17 protein-coding genes, 1 tRNA gene and 1 other RNA gene are annotated in these 18,379 nt (G+C 62.4%); 14 read left to right on the plus strand and 5 right to left on the minus strand.

Annotation, left to right across the window (positions count from 1 at the left end; translation table 11 throughout):
* Positions 1-11 precede the first annotated feature (11 nt).
* Together CD351_RS07685 and CD351_RS07690 are read right to left on the minus strand one after the other, a co-directional pair.
* Complete coding sequence (locus CD351_RS07685) at positions 12-596, minus strand: uracil-DNA glycosylase family protein (RefSeq protein ID WP_111992042.1); 585 nt, start codon at positions 594-596, stop codon at positions 12-14.
* Positions 593-2,407 (minus strand): ABC-F family ATP-binding cassette domain-containing protein, encoded by a 1,815-nt coding sequence (locus CD351_RS07690; RefSeq protein ID WP_111992043.1) that lies wholly within the window; start codon positions 2,405-2,407, stop codon positions 593-595. The genes CD351_RS07685 and CD351_RS07690 overlap by 4 nt, the downstream gene beginning before the upstream one ends.
* A 96-nt stretch (positions 2,408-2,503) precedes the next feature.
* Here CD351_RS07690 and CD351_RS07695 point away from each other — a divergent pair, with 96 nt between their 5' ends.
* From CD351_RS07695 to CD351_RS07715, 5 genes are all read left to right on the plus strand, one after another.
* The gene (locus CD351_RS07695; RefSeq protein ID WP_234027279.1) at positions 2,504-3,262 is read left to right on the plus strand and encodes an SIMPL domain-containing protein; all 759 of its coding nucleotides are present in this window, start codon (positions 2,504-2,506) and stop codon (positions 3,260-3,262) included.
* Between the two features lie 84 nt (positions 3,263-3,346).
* Positions 3,347-3,685 carry a PepSY domain-containing protein gene (locus CD351_RS07700; protein WP_111992044.1) on the plus strand — a complete coding sequence of 113 codons (339 nt, stop codon included), beginning with the start codon at positions 3,347-3,349 and terminating at the stop codon, positions 3,683-3,685.
* Positions 3,686-3,814: 129 nt separating this feature from the next.
* Positions 3,815-4,492, plus strand: coding sequence for a response regulator transcription factor (locus tag CD351_RS07705; RefSeq protein ID WP_007163658.1), 678 nt, complete (start codon positions 3,815-3,817; stop codon positions 4,490-4,492).
* Positions 4,443-5,969 carry a HAMP domain-containing sensor histidine kinase gene (locus CD351_RS07710; RefSeq protein ID WP_111992045.1) on the plus strand — a complete coding sequence of 509 codons (1,527 nt, stop codon included), beginning with the start codon at positions 4,443-4,445 and terminating at the stop codon, positions 5,967-5,969. The genes CD351_RS07705 and CD351_RS07710 overlap by 50 nt, the downstream gene beginning before the upstream one ends.
* A gap of 62 nt (positions 5,970-6,031) precedes the next feature.
* Positions 6,032-6,469, plus strand: a complete 438-nt coding sequence (locus CD351_RS07715) for a hypothetical protein (protein WP_111992046.1) — start codon at positions 6,032-6,034, stop codon at positions 6,467-6,469.
* A 7-nt stretch (positions 6,470-6,476) separates the two neighbouring features.
* On the opposite strand, the gene CD351_RS07720 is transcribed toward CD351_RS07715, so the two are convergent.
* Entirely contained in the window at positions 6,477-6,797 is a 321-nt protein-coding gene (locus CD351_RS07720) for a chorismate mutase (RefSeq protein ID WP_111992047.1), read from the minus strand.
* A gap of 66 nt (positions 6,798-6,863) precedes the next feature.
* Between CD351_RS07720 and CD351_RS07725 the strand changes: the two genes are divergently transcribed.
* The 8 genes from CD351_RS07725 (at position 6,864) to CD351_RS07760 (ending at position 16,133) form a co-directional block, all read left to right on the plus strand.
* Positions 6,864-7,874 (plus strand): polyprenyl synthetase family protein, encoded by a 1,011-nt coding sequence (locus CD351_RS07725; RefSeq protein WP_111992048.1) that lies wholly within the window; start codon positions 6,864-6,866, stop codon positions 7,872-7,874.
* A 19-nt stretch (positions 7,875-7,893) separates the two neighbouring features.
* Positions 7,894-10,320 (plus strand): ATP-dependent helicase HrpB, encoded by a 2,427-nt coding sequence (hrpB, locus tag CD351_RS07730; protein WP_234027280.1) that lies wholly within the window; start codon positions 7,894-7,896, stop codon positions 10,318-10,320.
* 36 nt (positions 10,321-10,356) lie between these two features.
* Positions 10,357-10,635, plus strand: a complete 279-nt coding sequence (locus CD351_RS07735) for an ETC complex I subunit (protein WP_111992050.1) — start codon at positions 10,357-10,359, stop codon at positions 10,633-10,635.
* A gap of 109 nt (positions 10,636-10,744) precedes the next feature.
* Positions 10,745-10,839, plus strand: an RNA gene (ffs, locus tag CD351_RS07740) — signal recognition particle sRNA small type.
* Between the two features lie 57 nt (positions 10,840-10,896).
* Positions 10,897-12,720, plus strand: a complete 1,824-nt coding sequence (locus CD351_RS07745; protein ID WP_111992051.1) for a DNA polymerase III subunit gamma/tau — start codon at positions 10,897-10,899, stop codon at positions 12,718-12,720.
* A 19-nt stretch (positions 12,721-12,739) separates the two neighbouring features.
* Positions 12,740-13,081 (plus strand): YbaB/EbfC family nucleoid-associated protein, encoded by a 342-nt coding sequence (locus CD351_RS07750; RefSeq protein WP_111992052.1) that lies wholly within the window; start codon positions 12,740-12,742, stop codon positions 13,079-13,081.
* A 111-nt stretch (positions 13,082-13,192) separates the two neighbouring features.
* Positions 13,193-15,589, plus strand: a complete 2,397-nt coding sequence (lon, locus tag CD351_RS07755) for an endopeptidase La (protein WP_111993661.1) — start codon at positions 13,193-13,195, stop codon at positions 15,587-15,589.
* Positions 15,590-15,860: 271 nt separating this feature from the next.
* A complete protein-coding gene (locus CD351_RS07760) occupies positions 15,861-16,133 on the plus strand; it encodes an HU family DNA-binding protein (RefSeq protein WP_007163670.1) in 273 nt (90 codons plus the stop codon).
* A gap of 130 nt (positions 16,134-16,263) precedes the next feature.
* Here the strand turns inward: CD351_RS07760 and CD351_RS07765 are convergent, their stop codons facing one another.
* Both CD351_RS07765 and rlmB read right to left on the minus strand, forming a co-directional pair.
* On the minus strand, positions 16,264-17,157 hold the full coding sequence (locus CD351_RS07765; RefSeq protein ID WP_111992053.1) for a hypothetical protein: 894 nt from the start codon (positions 17,155-17,157) through the stop codon (positions 16,264-16,266).
* Between the two features lie 26 nt (positions 17,158-17,183).
* The gene (gene rlmB, locus CD351_RS07770) at positions 17,184-17,981 is read right to left on the minus strand and encodes a 23S rRNA (guanosine(2251)-2'-O)-methyltransferase RlmB (protein WP_111992054.1); all 798 of its coding nucleotides are present in this window, start codon (positions 17,979-17,981) and stop codon (positions 17,184-17,186) included.
* A gap of 161 nt (positions 17,982-18,142) precedes the next feature.
* Between rlmB and CD351_RS07775 the strand changes: the two genes are divergently transcribed.
* A tRNA-Tyr gene (locus CD351_RS07775) sits at positions 18,143-18,228 on the plus strand.
* The last annotated feature ends 151 nt before the right edge of the window (positions 18,229-18,379 follow it).

Consider the following 18,379-nt stretch of genomic DNA (forward strand, 5'->3'; position numbering starts at 1 on the left):
CTTCTCGCCCCTCAGCCGAGCCGCGCGGCAATCTGGCGGCGAAGGGCGGGGAGGGTCTCGGCTTCATACCAAGGATTGCTCGCCATCCACATTCGCACGCGCCAGGCGGGGTGGGGCAGCGGGAAGAAGGGCGCGAACTCGGCCCCCCGCTTCACCCGATCGGTCATCGAAAGCTTGCGCGTTGCGGGCAGGTAGGCGGCTTGCGCATAAGCGCCGACCAGCAATGTCAGCCGGTCTTCGGGGAGCAGCGCGAGGATGCGGTCGTGCCATGCGGGGGCGCACTCCTTGCGCGGCGGAGCATCGCCGCCCTTGGCCTTGCCGGGATAGCAGAAACCCATCGGCATCAGCGCGACCTTGGCAGGGTCGTAGAAGGCGTCCTTCTCCATCTCCAGCCAGCCGCGCAACCGGTCGCCGCTGTCATCGTCCCACGCAATGCCGCTTGCATGGACGCGGGTTCCGGGAGCCTGTCCGATGATGAGGATGCGGCTGGCTGGCGAGAACTGGACGACGGGGCGCGGGCCCAGCGGCAGGTGCTCGGCGCAAAGGGTGCAGGCCGCGATCTCCGTATGGAGCGCCTCGGCCCGCTGCGCGCTCACCCCTCGACCTTCTCGGCGATGTCGAGCCAGCGCTCCTCTGCTTCGTCCTTCTGGCGGCGGGCGTTCTCAAGCCCCTTTGAGATGGTCGCAAAGCGCTGCGGGTCGGAGGCGAAGAGGTCGGGATCAGCGAGGATACCCTCGGCCTTGGCGATGGCGGCTTCGAGCTCCTCTATGCGCGCAGGGAGCTGCTCGTAATCGCGCTGGTCCTTGTAGGAGAGCTTGTCCGACTTGGGAGCAGGCGGAGGCGGGGCGGGGGTGGAGGAAGGCTCGCTCGCCTTCGACTTGCCGACCACCGGCCTGCGGCGCTTGGCCTCCCAGTCGGCATAACCGCCCGCGACGATATCGACCCGCCCCGTGCCATCGAGACCGAGCGTGATCGTAACCGTCTTGTCGAGGAAGTCGCGGTCGTGGCTCACGATCAGCACGGTGCCTTCGAAATCGGCGATGACCTCCTGCAAGAGGTCGAGCGTTTCGAGGTCGAGGTCGTTGGTCGGCTCATCCAGCACGAGCAGGTTGGCGGTGCGCGCAAACTCGCGGGCGAGCAGCAGCCGCGAACGCTCGCCGCCCGACAGGATGCCGACCTTGGTGTCGACGATCTTGGGATCGAACAGGAAGTCCTTGAGGTAGGCCTGCACATGCTTGCGATTGCCACGCACGTCGATCCAGTCGCCGCCCTCGGCAAGGATCTGGCGCACGGTCGCGCCCGGTTCGAGGAGCTTCCTCTGCTGGTCGATCATCACTCCGGACAAGGTGCGGGCATGGGTGATCGTGCCGGTGTCGGGCTCAAGCTCCTTGGTCAGCATCTTGAGCAGGGTCGTCTTGCCGGCACCGTTTGCGCCGACGATGCCGATGCGGTCGCCGTTCTGGATGCGCAGGGTGAAGGGCTTGATGACCGCGCGGCCATCGTAGGATTTGGAGATGCCCTCGGCGACGATGACGGACTTGGACTTGAACTCCTCGTCATTGCCAAGCTTGAGCTTTGCCGCGCCGCTGTCGCTGATCATCGCGGCGCGGGCCGCGCGCATCTGGTAGAGCTTCTCCAGCCTGCCCTGATTGCGCTTGCGCCGTGCGGTCACGCCGCGTTCGAGCCAGTGCGCCTCAAGCTTGAGCTTGGCGTCGAGCTTCTCGGCGGCGCGCGCTTCCTCGGCGTAGACCTGCTCTTCCCACGCCTCGTATCCGCCAAAGCCGACCTCCTTGCGCCGCAGCGAGCCGCGGTCGAGCCAAAGCGTCGCGCGGGTCAGGCGCTTGAGGAAGGTGCGGTCGTGGCTGATCGTGATGAACGCGCCCTTGTACCGGGTGAGCCAGTCCTCAAGCCAGTCGATCGCGCTGAGATCGAGGTGGTTGGTCGGCTCATCCAGCAACAACAGGTCCGGGTCTTGAGCGAGAGCGCGGGCGATAGCCGCACGGCGACGTTCGCCGCCGCTAGCTGTCGCCGCATCGGTACTCATGTCGATGCCGAGCTGGCCTGCAATCGCTTCGACCTCATGCGTTGCTGGCGCGTGATCGCCATGGAGCGCGAAGTCCATCAGCGTGTCGAAGGGCGAGAAGTCAGGCTCCTGCTCCAGAAACACGATCCGCGTTCCCGGCTTCACTCGCCGCTGACCGCGATCCGCTTCGATCCGGTTGTCGATGAGCTTGAGCAGCGTCGTCTTGCCAGCCCCGTTGCGCCCGATCAGCGCCAGCCGATCTCCGGGGAGGATATGCAGGTCAATCGGCTCTGCGCCTTCGCCCGGCTGGGGGCCGCCAAAAAGCCAGCGCCCGCCTTGCTGAAGGCCAAGCCCTTCCCAGGAGAGGATCGGAGGTTGTGCCATAGAGCGCGCCAAGTAGGGGCTTGCAACTGTGCTGCCAAGTCGGTTCAGTGCGCCGAAAGCCGCAATCCCCCATCTGCGCGGCAAAGGAGGACGTAAATGATGACCCGTACCGCTCTAACCCTCGCTGCCGCTGGTGCCCTTGCCATGCCATCAGGCCTTGCCGCCCAACAGGTTGAAATCGAAGCCGAAGGTCCGGTGATCGAGCTTTCCGTGTTCGAAAGCGTGACTGCTGAACCCGACCTCGTCACGATCGGTGCAGGCGTATCCACCGATGCGGCTACTGCGGTCGAAGCCATGCGGATGAACGCTGAACAGATGAACCGCGTCATAGAGCGGATCATCGCACTGGGCGTTCCGGAAAAGGACATCCAGACGACCGGCGTCAACCTCAACCCCCGCTACGATTACGACCGGGAGAACCAGCGCAATGTCTTCCGCGGATATCAGGTGTCGAACCGGGTGAGCGTCAAGCTGCGCGATGTCGATGAAACCGGCGCGGTGCTCGATGCGCTGGTGGTGGCGGGCGCGACCGACCTTTCCGGGCCGGACTTCTCGATAGAGGATGACGAGGCAGCCAAGGACACCGCGCGCGCAAGCGCCGTCCAGCGTGCACAGAGCCGCGCCGAAGCCTATGCCGCGATGATGGGCTATGACGGGGTCGAGGTGCTCTCGATCAGCGAGGCGATACAGGGCCGTGCTCCCATGCCGGAAATGGCCATGCGCGACGTTGCGGAGAACGCCATTCAGGTCACCGGATCGCGCATTCAGCCCGGCATGGTGAACACCGGCGTCAGCATCACGATCAAGTACCAGATGGTCGATGACGATGCCGAAGCAGCCGAGGAAGGTGAGTGACACGCGCGCCATTCCAGTCTGAACAAGTGGACTTCGCCGTATTCACAGCTTGTTCAACGCACTGGGCCTAGGCATGACAGCACGATGACGAACAACCGCCTCCTTCTCGCCGCAGCGGCCGCCTTGATGGCGGTCGGTCTCGGTGCGGGCTCCACGACGTCGCTTGTCGCTGCAACGACGGCTGCGCAGGAGCAGTCGCGCTCGGATCAGGGCGAGGCTCGGCGGGAGATGCGAGCCGGGAACCAGCTGTCCCTGCGCGAGATCGAGCGGCGCATCCTGCCGCGCATGCGCGGTAGCGAATATCTCGGCCCGTCTTACGACAGCACCGCGCGCGCATACCGGCTCAAGTTCATCCGCGAGGGCCGCGTGACCTATATCGATGTCGATGCCCGCACTGGCCGGATCATCAACCGGTCGAATTGAGAGCGGATCCGCAGCAATCATGATCATTCGCCGGGGGACGAAGCACGATTTGCGACACGTCGCTCGCTTGACGTGCGTCGCACAAACGCGCAGGCATCCTCCCGAAAACTCAAAGGATAATGGTGGACCATGCGCATTCTGATCGTTGAAGATGAGCCCACTCTTGGTCAGCAGCTGAAATCGACGCTGGAGCAGACCGGCTATGCCGTCGACCTGTCGACCGATGGCGAAGACGGCCATTTCCTCGGCAGCACAGAGGATTACGACGCCTGCATCCTCGACCTCGGCCTGCCTGAGATAGACGGGCTGAGCGTGCTCGGCATGTGGCGCAAGGAAGGCCGCGATTTCCCCGTGCTGGTCCTGACCGCGCGTGACAGCTGGTCGGATAAGGTCGCCGGGCTCGATGCGGGCGCTGACGACTATCTGGCAAAGCCGTTCCAGACCGAAGAGCTGATCGCTCGCCTGCGCGCGCTGATCCGCCGTGCGTCGGGCAACACGTCGTCGGAACTGACAGCAGGCGGTGTCCGGCTTGACACGCGCTCTGGCCGCGTGACGCTTGACGGGGAGCCGGTGAAGCTCACCGCGCAGGAATACAAGCTGCTCAGCTACCTGATGCACCACAAGGGCAAGGTCGTCAGTCGGACTGAGTTAATCGAACATATCTACGATCAGGATTTCGACCGCGATTCGAACACGATCGAAGTGTTCGTCACCCGCATCCGCAAGAAACTCGGCGCAGAAGTGATAACAACGATACGTGGCCTCGGTTACAGCCTCGACGACCCGGCAGACGCTCCAAGAGCCTGACGCCGCGCGTGCGCCTTCCGCCCCGGTGACCGCCCCGGTGACCGCGCCGGGGGCGGACGAGGCCGCGCCTGCTGAAGACACCTCTCAGCTTGCGCAAGTCCCCAGTGACAAACCACGCGCCAGCCTTGCGCGGCGCATGGGCTTCATCGCGGCTGGCTGGATTATCGTCCTGCTGCTTGGCGGTGGTATCGCGCTTGAGCGCACGCTGACGCGGCAGGTCGAAGCCAATTTCGACGAACAGCTCGAATACCAGCTCACCGCCATGATCGCCTCGGCTGAGATCGACAGCTTTGGCGAGGTGTGGTTTTACAGAAGCCTCGGCGATCAGCGTTTCCTGGAACCGGGCAGCGGTCTCTACTGGCAGATCAGCGGTGAAGGATATGAACCCTACCCCTCGCGCAGCCTGTGGGACACGCCGCTGAACCTGCGCGGACCGGAAGAAGGCGAGGACTTCAACAGCGAGCCGCAATTCTACAATTCGAACCAGATACCGGGCGAACCCGTGCGCATCGTCGAACGCACCGTGATCTTGCCCGGAAGCGAAACCCGATGGACCTTCGCCGTGGCGAGCGCGACTGAGGAGATGGACGCCCAGATCCAGCAGGTGCGCTCAATCCTGATCTGGAGCTTCGCCGCTCTCGGTCTTGGCCTGATTGTCATGGCGCTGCTGCAAATTCGCTATGGCCTTTCGCCGCTTCGCCGGGTGAGGGCAGCGATCCAGAAGCTGCGCACCACCGGTGACAACCGCATAACCGAACCGCTTCCGGCAGAGGTTCAACCGCTGGTGGAGGAAGTGAACGCGCTGCTCGAACATACCGAGCGGCAGGCGGAGGAAGCGCGCATGCATGCAGGCAATCTGGCGCACGCGCTCAAGACGCCGCTGACCGTGCTCACCAACGCTGCGACCGCGCGCGATCCCGATCTCAGCACTGCCGTATTCCGCGAAACGCGAACGATGCAGCGCCATGTCGATCACCATCTTGCCCGCGCAAGAGCCGTGGGCAGGCGCGCGGTCGGGCAGGCACGCACCAATGTCCGCCAGAGCGCCGAAGCCGTGCGCCGCGCGGTCGAGAGGCTCTATCCCGAAGGCCGGCTGGACATCGCGGGAAGCAAGGATGCGCTGGTCGCCATCGAGCGTCAGGACCTTGACGAAATTCTCGGCAACCTGATCGAGAACGCGGCCAAATATGGCGGCGGCAGCGTCTTCGTCACCATCGATCCTGACGATGACGATAAAGAACCCGACAGCCAGCTCTGCCGGATTTGGATCGAGGATGACGGCACCGGTATTCCCGAGAAGGAGCGCAAACGCATCTTCGATCGCGGCGCCCGGCTCGACACCGGCAAGCCGGGCACGGGCCTGGGCCTCGCTATCGTGCGCGACGTGGCGGAGATATATGGCGGATCGGTCACGCTTGGCGAAAGCGAGGATCTGGGCGGTTTGCTGGTGGACCTGAGGCTTCCGCGAGCTGGGTAGATTCAGCTTTCGTTCAAAAGCCTGCTGGCCTTTTATGCGCGGTCGCAAGTGGAGCGCTCAGCATGGTTCGCAATGTCGCAATTCTGTCCGCCGTCGGTCTCGCACTTGGCGCCTGCGCCACCTCATCCGACACCCCAAACAACTTCGCGGCCGAGCGCGGTATCTTCGGCAGCCCGTATGTTGCTCCCGAACTCAACCGGCGCGCGGAGGGGCCCGGCGCGCTCGACGAAATTCGCCGGTGGAGGCGATGGGATGACGACCTGCTTTACCCCGGCGGCGGCGAGTTTGCCTATGACCGCGAAGGCAACCGCGTCCGACTGTCCCGCCGCGAACTGCGCGAATTGCGCGAGCTCTACTTTGCCGATCAGGCCCAGGCGGTGCAGGACGAACGCATCGACGAATTCAATGCTATGCAGGCGAGAGCGCCAAACGCGCCGCCTCCACCAAAGCCGAGCGCACCGCCAGTTGCTGGCAATGGCAAGGGCGACACCCCTCGCTAAGCGTGACTTAGATTTCGCGCGCCTTTTCGTGGTGGCGGATAACTTCGTCGATGATGAAGCGCAGAAACTTCTCGCTGAATTCCGGGTCGAGGTCGGCTTCCTCCGATAGCTTTCTCAACCGTTCGATCTGCCGCTGTTCGCGCGCCGGATCGGCGGGAGGAAGTGTGACCTTGGCCTTGTATTCGCCCACCGCCTGAGTGATGCGAAACCGCTCCGCCAGCATGTGGATGATTGCCGCATCGATATTGTCGATGCTCTTGCGATAGGCCGTCAGAACCGGATCATCTGCGGCCTTGGCGGTGTGTGAAAGTTGCGTCTCGTGCGACATAGGCTTTGAAAGTAGCAGCAATTCAGCGCTTGCCAAGCGCGCGCAGCACACCCTAAGGCGAGGCCGATGACCGCAGACGTCGTACCCCTGCCGCGCAAACAACCGACGCTCGAACCAATGCTTTCGCTGACCGCGAACGGCATGAATTCGGTCAACTCCGTTATTCTCGAACGCATGCAGAGCGAGATTCCGCTCATCCCGCGCCTTGCCGGACACCTGATTTCGGGTGGCGGAAAGCGTCTTCGCCCGATGCTCACGCTCGCCGGGGCCGCGCTGGTCGGGTATGAGGGCACACGCCATCACAAGCTCGCCGCAGCGGTCGAGTTTATCCACACCGCGACGTTGCTTCACGACGATGTCGTCGATGGCAGCGAGCTTCGCCGGGGCAAGGCGGCGGCCAATATCGTGTTCGGCAACCCTGCGACGGTTCTGGTCGGTGACTTTCTGTTCAGCCGCGCTTTCGAGCTGATGACCGAAGACGGGTCGCTGCGGGTTCTCAAGATCCTCAGCCACGCCAGCGCCGTGATCGCAGAAGGCGAAGTCTCACAGCTCACCGCGCAGCGCCAGATCGAGACGAGCGAGGAACGCTACCTCCACATCATCGGCGCCAAGACCGCCGCGCTTTTCGCTGCCGCCAGCCAGATCAGCGCGGTCGTTGCCGAATGCAGCGACGAGGAAGAGCGAGCGCTCGAAGATTACGGACGCAATCTGGGTGTCGCATTCCAGCTGGTCGACGATGCGATCGATTACGATTCCGATGCTGCACAGATGGGAAAGGATCAGGGCGACGATTTCCGCGAAGGCAAGATGACGCTGCCGGTCATTCTCGCTCATGCGCGCGGAGACGAGGCGGAACGCAAGTTCTGGAAGGACGCGATCCTCGGTCATCGGTCCTCGGATGAAGACTTTGCCGATGCAATCCGCCTGATCGAAAAGCACAATGCTCTCGAAGATACGCGGGAAAAGGCGCGGCACTTCGCGCAGCGCGCCATCGATGCGATCTCGATCTTCCCCGATAGCAAGGCGCGCGCCGCAATGGCCGAAGCTGCCCAGTTCGCTGTCGCTCGCGGCTACTGATCGCGTTATCCCTACGAGTGTGAGCTCGAACCTTCCCATCGTTGCAGTCCTGCCCGAACTCGTCGCCGCCCTGAGCGACGCGGGAGCGGCTGTCCTGATCGCGCCGCCCGGAGCCGGCAAGACCACCGCCGTGGCTCCCGCTTTGCTGGAAGAGGATTGGTGTGACGGCCAGATCATCCTCACCAGCCCGCGCAGGGTCGCAGCCCGCGCCGCGGCAGAGCGCATGGCCGAATTGCTGGGCGAAAAGCCCGGCGAGACGGTCGGCTACATGACCAGGCTCGACAGCAAGGTATCGGCCAAGACCCGCGTCCTGGTCGTGACCGAAGCGATATTGGTCAACTGGCTGGTTGATGACCCCGAATTGCCGGGCGTGTCTGCGGTCCTGTTCGACGAAGCGCATGAGAGGCATCTTGATAGCGATCTTGGCCTCGCTCTTGCGCTGGAGACGCGAGACATTTTGCGCGAGGACCTGTGCGTTCTGGTCATGTCGGCCACGATCGACGGCGCACGGTTCGCCAAATTGCTTGGCGATGATGCCCGTGTGGTGGAAAGCGAAGGGCGCAGCTTTCCGCTTGAAATCAGGTGGCTTGGCGCAAATCCGTCTCAGCGGATCGAGGATCAGGTCACCTCAGCAGTCCTCACTGCGTGGCGCGAGGAAGAAGGCGACATACTCGCCTTTCTTCCCGGTGTTGGCGAGATCGAGCGCACGCGCGAACGGCTTGCGGCGAAGCTGCCTGATACGCCGATTCTCGCTCTGCACGGACAGGTCGAACCGGCTGCTCAACGCGCAGCTATTCGTCGCGATGCGGATGGCCGCAGACGCATCGTACTGGCGAGCGCGATTGCCGAGACATCGCTTACTCTCGATGGCGTGTCGGTCGTAGTGGACAGCGGGCTTGCACGGCTCGCCGAATATGACCGAGCCGCCGGGACCACGCATCTGGTCACCCGCCGCGCCAGTCAGGCCGCTGCGGCGCAAAGGGCAGGGCGCGCGGCGCGACAGGGACCGGGCGTTGCGTATCGATTGTGGGAGGAAGGCGGGCACCTTGGCCGCCCGGAATTCGCGCCGCCTGAAATCGAGACGGCTGACCTCACCGGCCTGATCCTCGACCTTGCCAAATGGGGATCGAGCGAGCCGCAATCCTTGCGTTGGCTGGATGCGCCCCCCGCAGCTTCTGTGGCGAGCGCGCGCGCTTCGCTTCAAACGCTTGGAGCACTGGACAATGAGGGGCGGATCACCCCCTGGGGCAGGGCCATCGCGGCGATGCCCATGTCACCCGACCACGCGGCAGCAGTGCTGCATGGGGCGGCGAACGGATGCGGTGAGAACGTGGCGCGGCTGGTCATGCTGCTTCAGGAGCGCGGGCTTGGCGGACGCAGCGAGGATTTGTCGGAGCGCCTTGCGCGGTGGAGGAACGAGGGTTCAGGGCGCTCAAAAAGCGCAGCTCGTATCGCGCAGGGCTGGGCGAAAAAGGCGGGCTCATTGGTCAGCGACGCAGACGATCGCCAGCTTGAGCCAGCCGAATGCCTAGCGCTGGCACGTCCCGACTTTGTAGCGCGCCGCCGTGATGCGAACGGCGAAAGCTGGCTGAGCGCGGGGGGACGCGGTTTCCAGCTTGATCCCGCATCGCCGCTTGCGCGGGCCGAATGGATGGTGATCTGCGATGCGCAGGGGCAGGCGAAGGGCGCGCGGATCACATCGGGTATAGAGCTTGGCGAAGGGCAGGTTGAAGCGCTGTTCGCCGACGAGTTGAAAGAGCGCTCAATAGCGCGTTGGAACGCGCAGAAGGAAAGGGCCGAGGCGCGGCGTGAAAGGCGGCTTGGGGCGATTGTCCTTGCGAGCGGGCCAGATCCCAAGCCCGACGCGGACCTGTTCACCCAGATTCTTGAGAAACGCGCTCACGAACGGATCGACGACCTTTTTCCGCCAGGTTTTCTCGCGCGCGCAGCCTTTGCCGGGATCGAAGAACTGTCAGCAGGACAGCTGCGAGAGCAATCCGCGCTCTGGCTTATCCCGCTGCTGGAGGGGCGACGCGATCTGGGTATTGCGCCAGCGGTGATTGCTGATGCTGCGCTGGGGCTGGTGGGGTGGGACACGAAGCAGCGTCTGGATGCACAAGCGCCAAGCCACTTCACATCGCCCGCGCAAACACGCCACACCATCGACTATGCCGGTGACGATGCGCCCAGCGTCGAAGTGCGCGTGCAGGCACTGTTCGGGCTGGACCAGCACCCGATGATCGGGACCACACCCCTGTTGCTCAAGCTCACCAGCCCTGCCGGCAGACCAATTCAATCGACCCGCGACCTGCCCGGTTTCTGGCGCGGTTCATGGGCTGATGTCGCCAAGGATATGAAGGGCCGCTACCCCAAGCATCGCTGGCCCGAACAGCCATGGCTTGAAAAGCCGAGCCTAAAGACCAAAAACGCCTTCAATCGCGGCTAGGTTTGCATTATTGGGCGGCGCATAAAGGGATTCACAATGACCGCTATCATTTATCAGCAGCCCAAGAGCGCAATGCAATCGGGCAAGGCCAAGACTGACACATGGGTGCTCGAATTCGAGCAGAGCGAAGCGCGCAAGCCCGATCCGCTGATGGGCTGGACCGGTAGCGGCGATACTCAGGCGCAGGTGAAGCTCACTTTCCCGAGCAAGGACGCGGCCAAGGCTTACGCCGAAAAATACGGCATCACCGCGCGCGTTCACAAGACGCCGCCCAAGAGCCTCAAAATTCAGGCCTACGCGGATAATTTCAGGTAGACGTTTTGCGGCAGAAGCCGCGGCAGGCGGTGGCCGTTGGCGCGCTGCGAGCCGGTCGAGCAACGCTTTTCCATATTGAAATCTTCATTCACCCCCGCCATATGGCGATCCGGGAGTCGGGTGGACGTTTGCGTTCGCTCACCGGGTCAGGTCCGGAAGGAAGCAGCCCAGGTGAATTGCGGCGGGTCGCTCGGCTCCTTTTCCAACATTTCGAATGATCGGCGCGATGACAAACGCGCGCCAAGCGCCTAGCTTGCGCGCGTGACTGATTCCGATCCAGACCTGCCCGACACCCAAAAGGAAGAAGCGCCGAGCGCTGCCGAGCTTGAGGCTGCGGGGCAGGATTCCATGTTCGGTGGCGAGGGAATGGCCACGCCAGAGCCTTCTGCTCCCGCTCCGACTCCGGTTGAGGACCACTCCAAGTCCACTCCAACAGGCGAGGTCGCACAGGCTTACCGTGTGCTGGCGCGCAAGTACCGGCCCCAGACCTTCTCCGAACTCGTCGGTCAGGAACCGATGGTGCGCACGCTCGCCAATGCGATTGAGCGCGACCGGCTGGCGCATGCCTTCCTGATGACCGGGGTGAGGGGCGTCGGCAAGACCTCTACCGCGCGCCTGATCGCCAAGGCGCTCAATTGCGTTGGGCCCGACGGGAGTGGCGGACCCACAATCGATCCGTGCGGCGTGTGCGAGTTCTGCACCGCGATTGCCGAGGGACGCCATATCGACGTGATCGAGATGGACGCGGCTTCGCATACCGGGGTCGACGACGTTCGCGAGATCATCGAACAGGTGCGCTACGCCGCTGTTTCGGCCCGCTACAAGATCTACATCATCGACGAGGTTCACATGCTCTCGCGCAACGCTTTCAATGCGTTGCTCAAGACGCTTGAGGAACCACCTGCGCATGTGAAGTTCCTCTTCGCGACCACCGAGGTCGAGAAGCTTCCCGTCACCGTGCTCAGCCGCACGCAGCGCTTTGACCTGCGCCGAATTCCGGCAAGCCTGCTCGCCGAACATTTCGGCAAGGTCTGCAAGGCCGAGGGTGTCGAAGCGGAAGACGAGGCCCTGCGCATCATCGCTGCCGCTGCCGAAGGTTCTGCGCGTGACGGCCTATCAATTCTCGACCAGGCGATTGCGCATGCCGACATGGACAGCGCCGACGGTTTGGGAGCAAAGGTAACGGCAGAGCGCGTTCGCTCGATGCTGGGCCTTGCCGACAAGAGCGCGCAGCGGCGGCTGCTTGGCAGTTTGCTTGAAGGCGATGCGAAGGGTTTGCTTGCCGGCGTTGATGAACAATATGCTCTGGGCGTCGAACCGCTTGCCCTGATGCGAGCGCTCATGGACCTCGTCCACCGGGTGACACTCGCGCAGGTCTCGGGCGGCGAACCCGATGCACCGAGCGAAGAAGAGCGAAATGCGCTGGCAGAGTTTGCGAGCAAGCTGGGCGCGCCGGAGCTTCACCGCCTGTGGCAATTACTGCTGAAAGGCCATGAGGAAGTTCGCACCAGCCCCGATCCCTTGGTGGCGCTGCAAATGGCGCTGTTGCGGGTGCTCCACGCTGCGCAAATGCCTGATCCCGGTAAGCTCGCAGCCCGAATCGAGGAGATGGCGAAGAACGGCGTTTCCGCCGCACCTGCCGGCGCAAGTGGCGAGGGCGCACCTGCCTCAGCGCCAACCTCTTCCGGCTACACCGGGATGGAATGGGGCGCGCTGGTCGACAAGATCGACAATTCAGGCCAGCTTCGCGTTGCACAGATGATGCGCGATCGCATCCGTGTGATCGAACTCGCCTCTGAAAAGCTCATTTTCGAGCAGGCCGACAATTATCCAGACGATCCTGCACCCGATATCCGCGATGCACTGTTCAAGCTGACCGGCAAGCGCTGGCTGGTCGAGCGCGGTTCGGGCGAAGCGCAGCCAAGCTTGCGCGAAGCCGCCGATGCCGAGGCCAAGGCGACGCAGGATCGCATTCGTGCGAACCCCCTGGTAAAAGCAACGCTTGAGGCGTTCCCCGACGCTGAACTGGTCGACCCTGAAGAAACGCTCGCCCGTGCATCAGGCTCGGGCCGCAAATGGAACTGAAACAAAGGAGCCCCCAACCATGAAAAGCATGGAAGAAATGATGCAGGCCGCCCAGCAGGCCGCCGAGACGATCCAGAACCAGATGAACGACATGCAGGTCAAACTCGACAGTATCGAGGTTGAGGGCACCGCTGGTGGAGGTCTGGTCAAGGTCCGCGCAACCGCCAAGGGCCGTATTCTTGGCGTCAACATCGACGACAGCCTGATGGTTGCCGAAGAGAAGAACATCGTCGAAGACCTCGTCACCGCCGCGTTCAACGATGCGCGCGACAAGGCCGACCGTGTCTCTGCCGAGAAGATGAAGGAAATGCAGGGCGGCATGGGCCTGCCACCGGGCTTCAATCTGCCGGGCATGGGATAAGCGGCTGACACCGCATCCACAGCTTCGTTGAAGGGGGCATTGCGAGGCTAGGGCAGGCTACCCATATTCGACATCAAACGGCGCGCCCAAATGGCGGCCACGGACAAGAATATGACACAGCATTTCCCTCTTCTACCCCTTCGCGACATTGTCGTCTTCCCCGGCATGGTCGTGCCGCTTTTCGTAGGGCGCGACAAATCGGTTGCCGCACTCGAAGCTGCGATGGAGGCGTCGAAGGACATCTTCCTCCTCGCCCAGCTCGATCCGTCCTGCGACGATCCCGAAGGCGATGACCTTTACGACGTCGGCGTTATTGCGCAGGTTCTACAGCTGCTGAAATTGCCTGATGGCACCGTGCGCGTGCTGGTCGAAGGTACTCAGCGAGCAACCGCCAAGTCGCTGCGCGACGAGGATGATTACGTTCTCGCCGAAGTCGATATTCACGAGCCCGAAACCGTTGCCGGCAGCGAAGTCACCGCGCTGATGCGGCAAGTGGTCGAGCAGTTCGGCGAATATGCCAAGCTCAACAAGAAGATGGGCGAGGAAACCAACGTCGACCTCACCGATGTCGATGATGCGGGGCAACTCGCCGACACGATCGCCGCTGCGGTCAACGCCAAGGTTTCGGACAAGCAATCGCTGCTGACAGAAGCCAATCCCCTTAAGCGCCTCGAACACGTCATGGCCTTCATGGAAGGCGAGCTTTCGGTGCTTCAGGTGGAGCGCAAGATCCGTGGGCGCGTGAAGCGCCAGATGGAAAAGACGCAGCGCGAATATTACCTCAACGAACAATTGAAGGCGATCCAGAGCGAACTTGGCGGATCGGATGACGGCGAGGGTGACGAGATCGCCGAGCTGACCGAAAAGATCGAGACCACCAAGCTTTCCAAGGAGGCCAAGGCCAAGGCCAAGGCGGAACTCAAGAAGCTGCGCGGCATGCAACCGATGAGCGCTGAGGCGACCGTCGTGCGCAACTATCTCGACATTCTGCTCGGCCTGCCCTGGGGCAAAAAGAGCCGGGTGAAAAAGGACATCGGCAAGGCACAGGAAATCCTCGACGCGGATCATTATGGCCTGGAAAAGGTCAAGGACCGGATAATCGAATATCTCGCTGTGCAGGCGCGCACCAACAAGCTCAAGGGTCCGATCCTGTGTCTCGTCGGGCCTCCGGGTGTCGGCAAGACCAGCCTTGGCAAGAGCATCGCCAAGGCGACGGGCCGCGAATTTGTTCGTCAGTCGCTGGGCGGCGTGCGTGACGAGGCAGAGATCCGTGGCCACCGCAGGACCTATATCGGCTCCATGCCGGGCAAGATCGTCGCCAACCTCAAGAAGGCAGGCACGTCGAACCCGCTGTTCCTCCTCGACGAGATTGACAAGCTCGGACAGGACTTCCGCGGCGATCCCGCATCGGCACTTCTCGAAGTGCTCGACCCGGAACAGAACAACAAGTTTCAGGACCATTACCTAGAACTCGACCTCGACCTGTCGAACATCATGTTCGTGACCACCGCGAACAGTCTCGACCTGCCTCAGCCCCTGCTCGACCGGATGGAGATCATTCGTCTCGAAGGCTATACCGAGGACGAAAAGGTCGAGATTGCGAAACGTCACCTGATCAAGAAGCAGGTGGAGGCGCATGGCCTCAAGGAAGGCGAATTCGAGCTGACCGACGAAGGCCTTCGCGACCTTATCCGCTATTACACCCGTGAGGCGGGCGTGCGTACGCTGGAGCGCGAGATTGCGCGGCTGGCGAGAAAGACGCTGCGCAAGATCCTCGAAAAGGAAACCAAGGGCGTTGTCATTACGCCTGAAAATCTCGGCGATTTTGCAGGTGTCCGCAAGTTCAAGCACGGCATGAGCGAAGACGAAGCGCAGGTCGGCGCGGTCACGGGCCTCGCCTGGACCAGCGTTGGCGGTGAGCTTCTCACCATCGAAAGCGTCACGACGCCGGGCAAGGGTGAGATCAAGACCACCGGCAAGCTTGGCGACGTGATGAATGAAAGCGTCGCGGCGGCGTTCTCCTTCGTGAAGGCACGCGCTCCAAGCTATGGCATCAAGCCGAGCTTGTTCCAGCGCAAGAACATCCACATCCACTTGCCCGAAGGCGCGGTGCCGAAGGACGGACCGAGCGCGGGCGTCGGGATGGTCACTTCCATCGTCTCGACCCTTACCGGTGCAGCGGTGCGCCCCGATATCGCAATGACCGGCGAAGTGACTCTGCGTGGCCGCGTGCTGGCGATCGGCGGTCTCAAGGAAAAGCTCCTCGCAGCGCTTCGCGGAGGCATCACCACGGTCCTCATCCCGGAAGAGAATGTGAAGGATCTCGCCGAGATTCCCGACAACGTGAAAGAGGGTCTGGAAATCATTCCGGTAAGCCATGTCGATCAGGTGCTGGATCACGCGATCATCGATCTGCCATCGCCGATCGAGTGGACCGAAGCAGACGATCTTGCGTCTCAACCGGGTGGTCAGACGAACATCGGTTCGGACGTGCCAACCGCTCATTGATCCGCTAGGGAGAGTGAACTTGTCGCGATTCGCGGCAGGGTCGTAAATCTGTCCGGTAAGTTGGTTTGAAACAGGCTGTCCCGCTGACCTGAGGCGCAGACACGCGCAGGGTTTGCCACGGTTCGTCGCAAATCGGCTGTCGAGGTGCCAGAATGGCGCTTTTCCGGGCGAATTGCCTTTGACAGTCTGCCCAAACAGGGTTCAACTTGTGCCCTTTCGGGGAGGCGATTCACTTAACCCGAATTCGACCGATAACGAGGGGACGAGAATAATGAACAAGAATGATCTGATCAGCGCAGTTGCCGAAAACAGCGGCCTTACGAAGAGCGATGCTGCAAACGCCGTAGAGGGTGTTTTTGACGCTATTCAGAAGGCTTTGGCTGATGGCGACGAAGTGCGACTGGTCGGGTTTGGCACCTTCGCCGTGGCGAAGCGCAAGGCCTCGATGGGCCGCAACCCGCGTACGGGTGAGCCGATGCCGATCAAGGCTTCGAACCAGCCCAAGTTCAAGGCAGGCAAGGGTCTCAAGGACGCGGTCAACTAAGACCGCGCGGCCCTACCGGCAAACTTACCCGGCGCACCGTCTCGCGCCAAACAGACACCAGGTACGAAAGGCCCCGCTGACCGGTTTGGTCGGCGGGGCCTTCTCGTTTCAAGACTATTGAACCGCCCGTTTATTGCGAGGTGTCAATCAAGGCTGTCGGTGCCTGAGCAGTGCGCGGGGAAATTGCCCATTCGAGCATTTCGCCTCCCGTCGCCGCACTTGGACCTTCGTCGGTGTTGTTGGCGAGGATGCGTCCGCTGGTGACGATGCGGAAAGTGCCTTCCATGGCTGGAATGTTGGGCATTTCCGCGCTTTCGCCGTCTTCGGAAGACTGACCCATCGCCGCCATCCCGGCCAGGCCCGCCATACCGCCCATGGCTCCCCCCATCGCTGCCAGGGGGTTGGCGTCGTTGTTCGCTGAAAAGCCCGGCGCATTGATGCGCACCACCCCTTCGTCGCGCAGTACCATCTGCACGAACGGATTGGTCATGGGCACGTCTTCAATCACCGGGAACATGAAGTCGTGAGTAAGCTCGCCCTCGACCCGATAGAGCACGTCAAACACCCCGTCGCCCTTATCCTCGACCCGCTCCCAGCCTTTTTGCCGCATCAGCAGCCTGACGAGTTCAGCGGATGCCTCAGGATCGTTAGGATCGATCCCGCCCATCATCGCTGACATCTGCTCTGCCTGCTGAGCAGCCTCGGCAGCGCGCATTTCCGCACCCGCATCCCACTCGGCCCGTTGCTCGGCGAGTTCGGCCTCGGTGCATTCGCGCTCATCAAAGGTGTCGTCGTCGTAGCATGTGCTCGGCTCGAACTCTTCCGCACCAGCGCCCATGGCAGCGAGGTTGGACAGGCCGATGAAGAAGATCTCGCCCTCATAGGTGAAGCTGAAGCGGTTATCATCGGTCAGGACCAGCTCGCTTTCGAACTTGCCCGGCGTGATGAAACAGCCTGTGAGGAAAAGCGAAAGGCTCGCCAGGATCGCTGTCGCAACGGCTCGCGGCTTGTGTCTCATGGTCATCACGTCATTTCCCCCTTCAGATCGTATCAATCGCCTTTGCGGGTTGCGGCAGCATACAACGCAATTGCTGCTGCATTCGAAACGTTAAGGCTTTCTATCGCTGACGTGATCGGCAGCTTGGCGAGCGCGTCGCAATGCTGAGCAATATTGTGCCGCATGCCTTCGCCTTCGGCCCCCAGCACAAGAGCGACAGCACCGGTGGTGAGGCTCTCGGCGAGTGTGGCTTCGGCCTCTCCCGCAAGGCCAATGCGCCAATAGCCCGCATCCGCCAGCTCATCGAGAGCGCGCGCAAGGTTGACGACGCGCACCCACGGCACGGTTTCAAGCGCTCCCGATGCGGACTTGGCGATCACACCTCCTTCGGGCGGCGCGTGACGGTCCTGCGTGACGATGCAGCCTGCTCCAAAAGCGGCTGCCGAACGAAGGATAGCGCCGACATTGTGCGGATCGGTCACCTGGTCGAGGACGACGACCGGGCGGGCCGGATCACCATTTGCCACATCGTCGAGGAAAACATCGTCAAGCGGTTCACATTCCAGCACGAGACCCTGATGCGGCGCGTCCTTGGCGACAAGGCGCGCCAGATCGGTGACATCGGCATACTCCACCGGAAAATCGGGAGGCAGTTCTCCATCGAGCGAATCGATACCGTCGCGTGTCGCCCACAATTTACGATGCTGGCGTGCCGGGTTCTTCAGCGCCGCTTCGACCGGATGCCGCCCCCACAGGCGCACATATCCCGCGGAAGCCTTGCCCGAGCCGCGCCCGCCCTTCATTCGACCTGCACGACCACGCAGCGCCTTTTTGCGCTCACCTTTTGCCATTGGAAATCCTGTTTTTCTGCAATTGCCAAGCTCCCTGCCAGTAGCCCCATTGACAGGCAAGCGCAGCTTCGCCAAAGGGGCGCCTCTCGGCAGCGAAGCGACATTTCGCTTCACCCATTGAAAGGCGCCGCTCAGCAGCGTTTTCGTCAGGGCCCATGTGTGGACAGGTGGCCGAGTGGTTAAAGGCAGCAGACTGTAAATCTGCCCGCGCAAGCGTACGCTGGTTCGAATCCAGCCCTGTCCACCACCGGCTCTTCGCTCACAATCACGCATCCGCGATTGGCAGGCCCCTCGACCGTTTAAGACGGTGTATTGGCAATCGCTCGCTCTGACGAATGCCGACGCGATGCGGGTGGCGACCGATTTCCTGAGATACTGGCTGGAATGGCTAGGCGGTA

This window comes from Erythrobacter sp. KY5, from assembly GCF_003264115.1.
In the GTDB taxonomy this organism is placed as follows: domain Bacteria; phylum Pseudomonadota; class Alphaproteobacteria; order Sphingomonadales; family Sphingomonadaceae; genus Erythrobacter.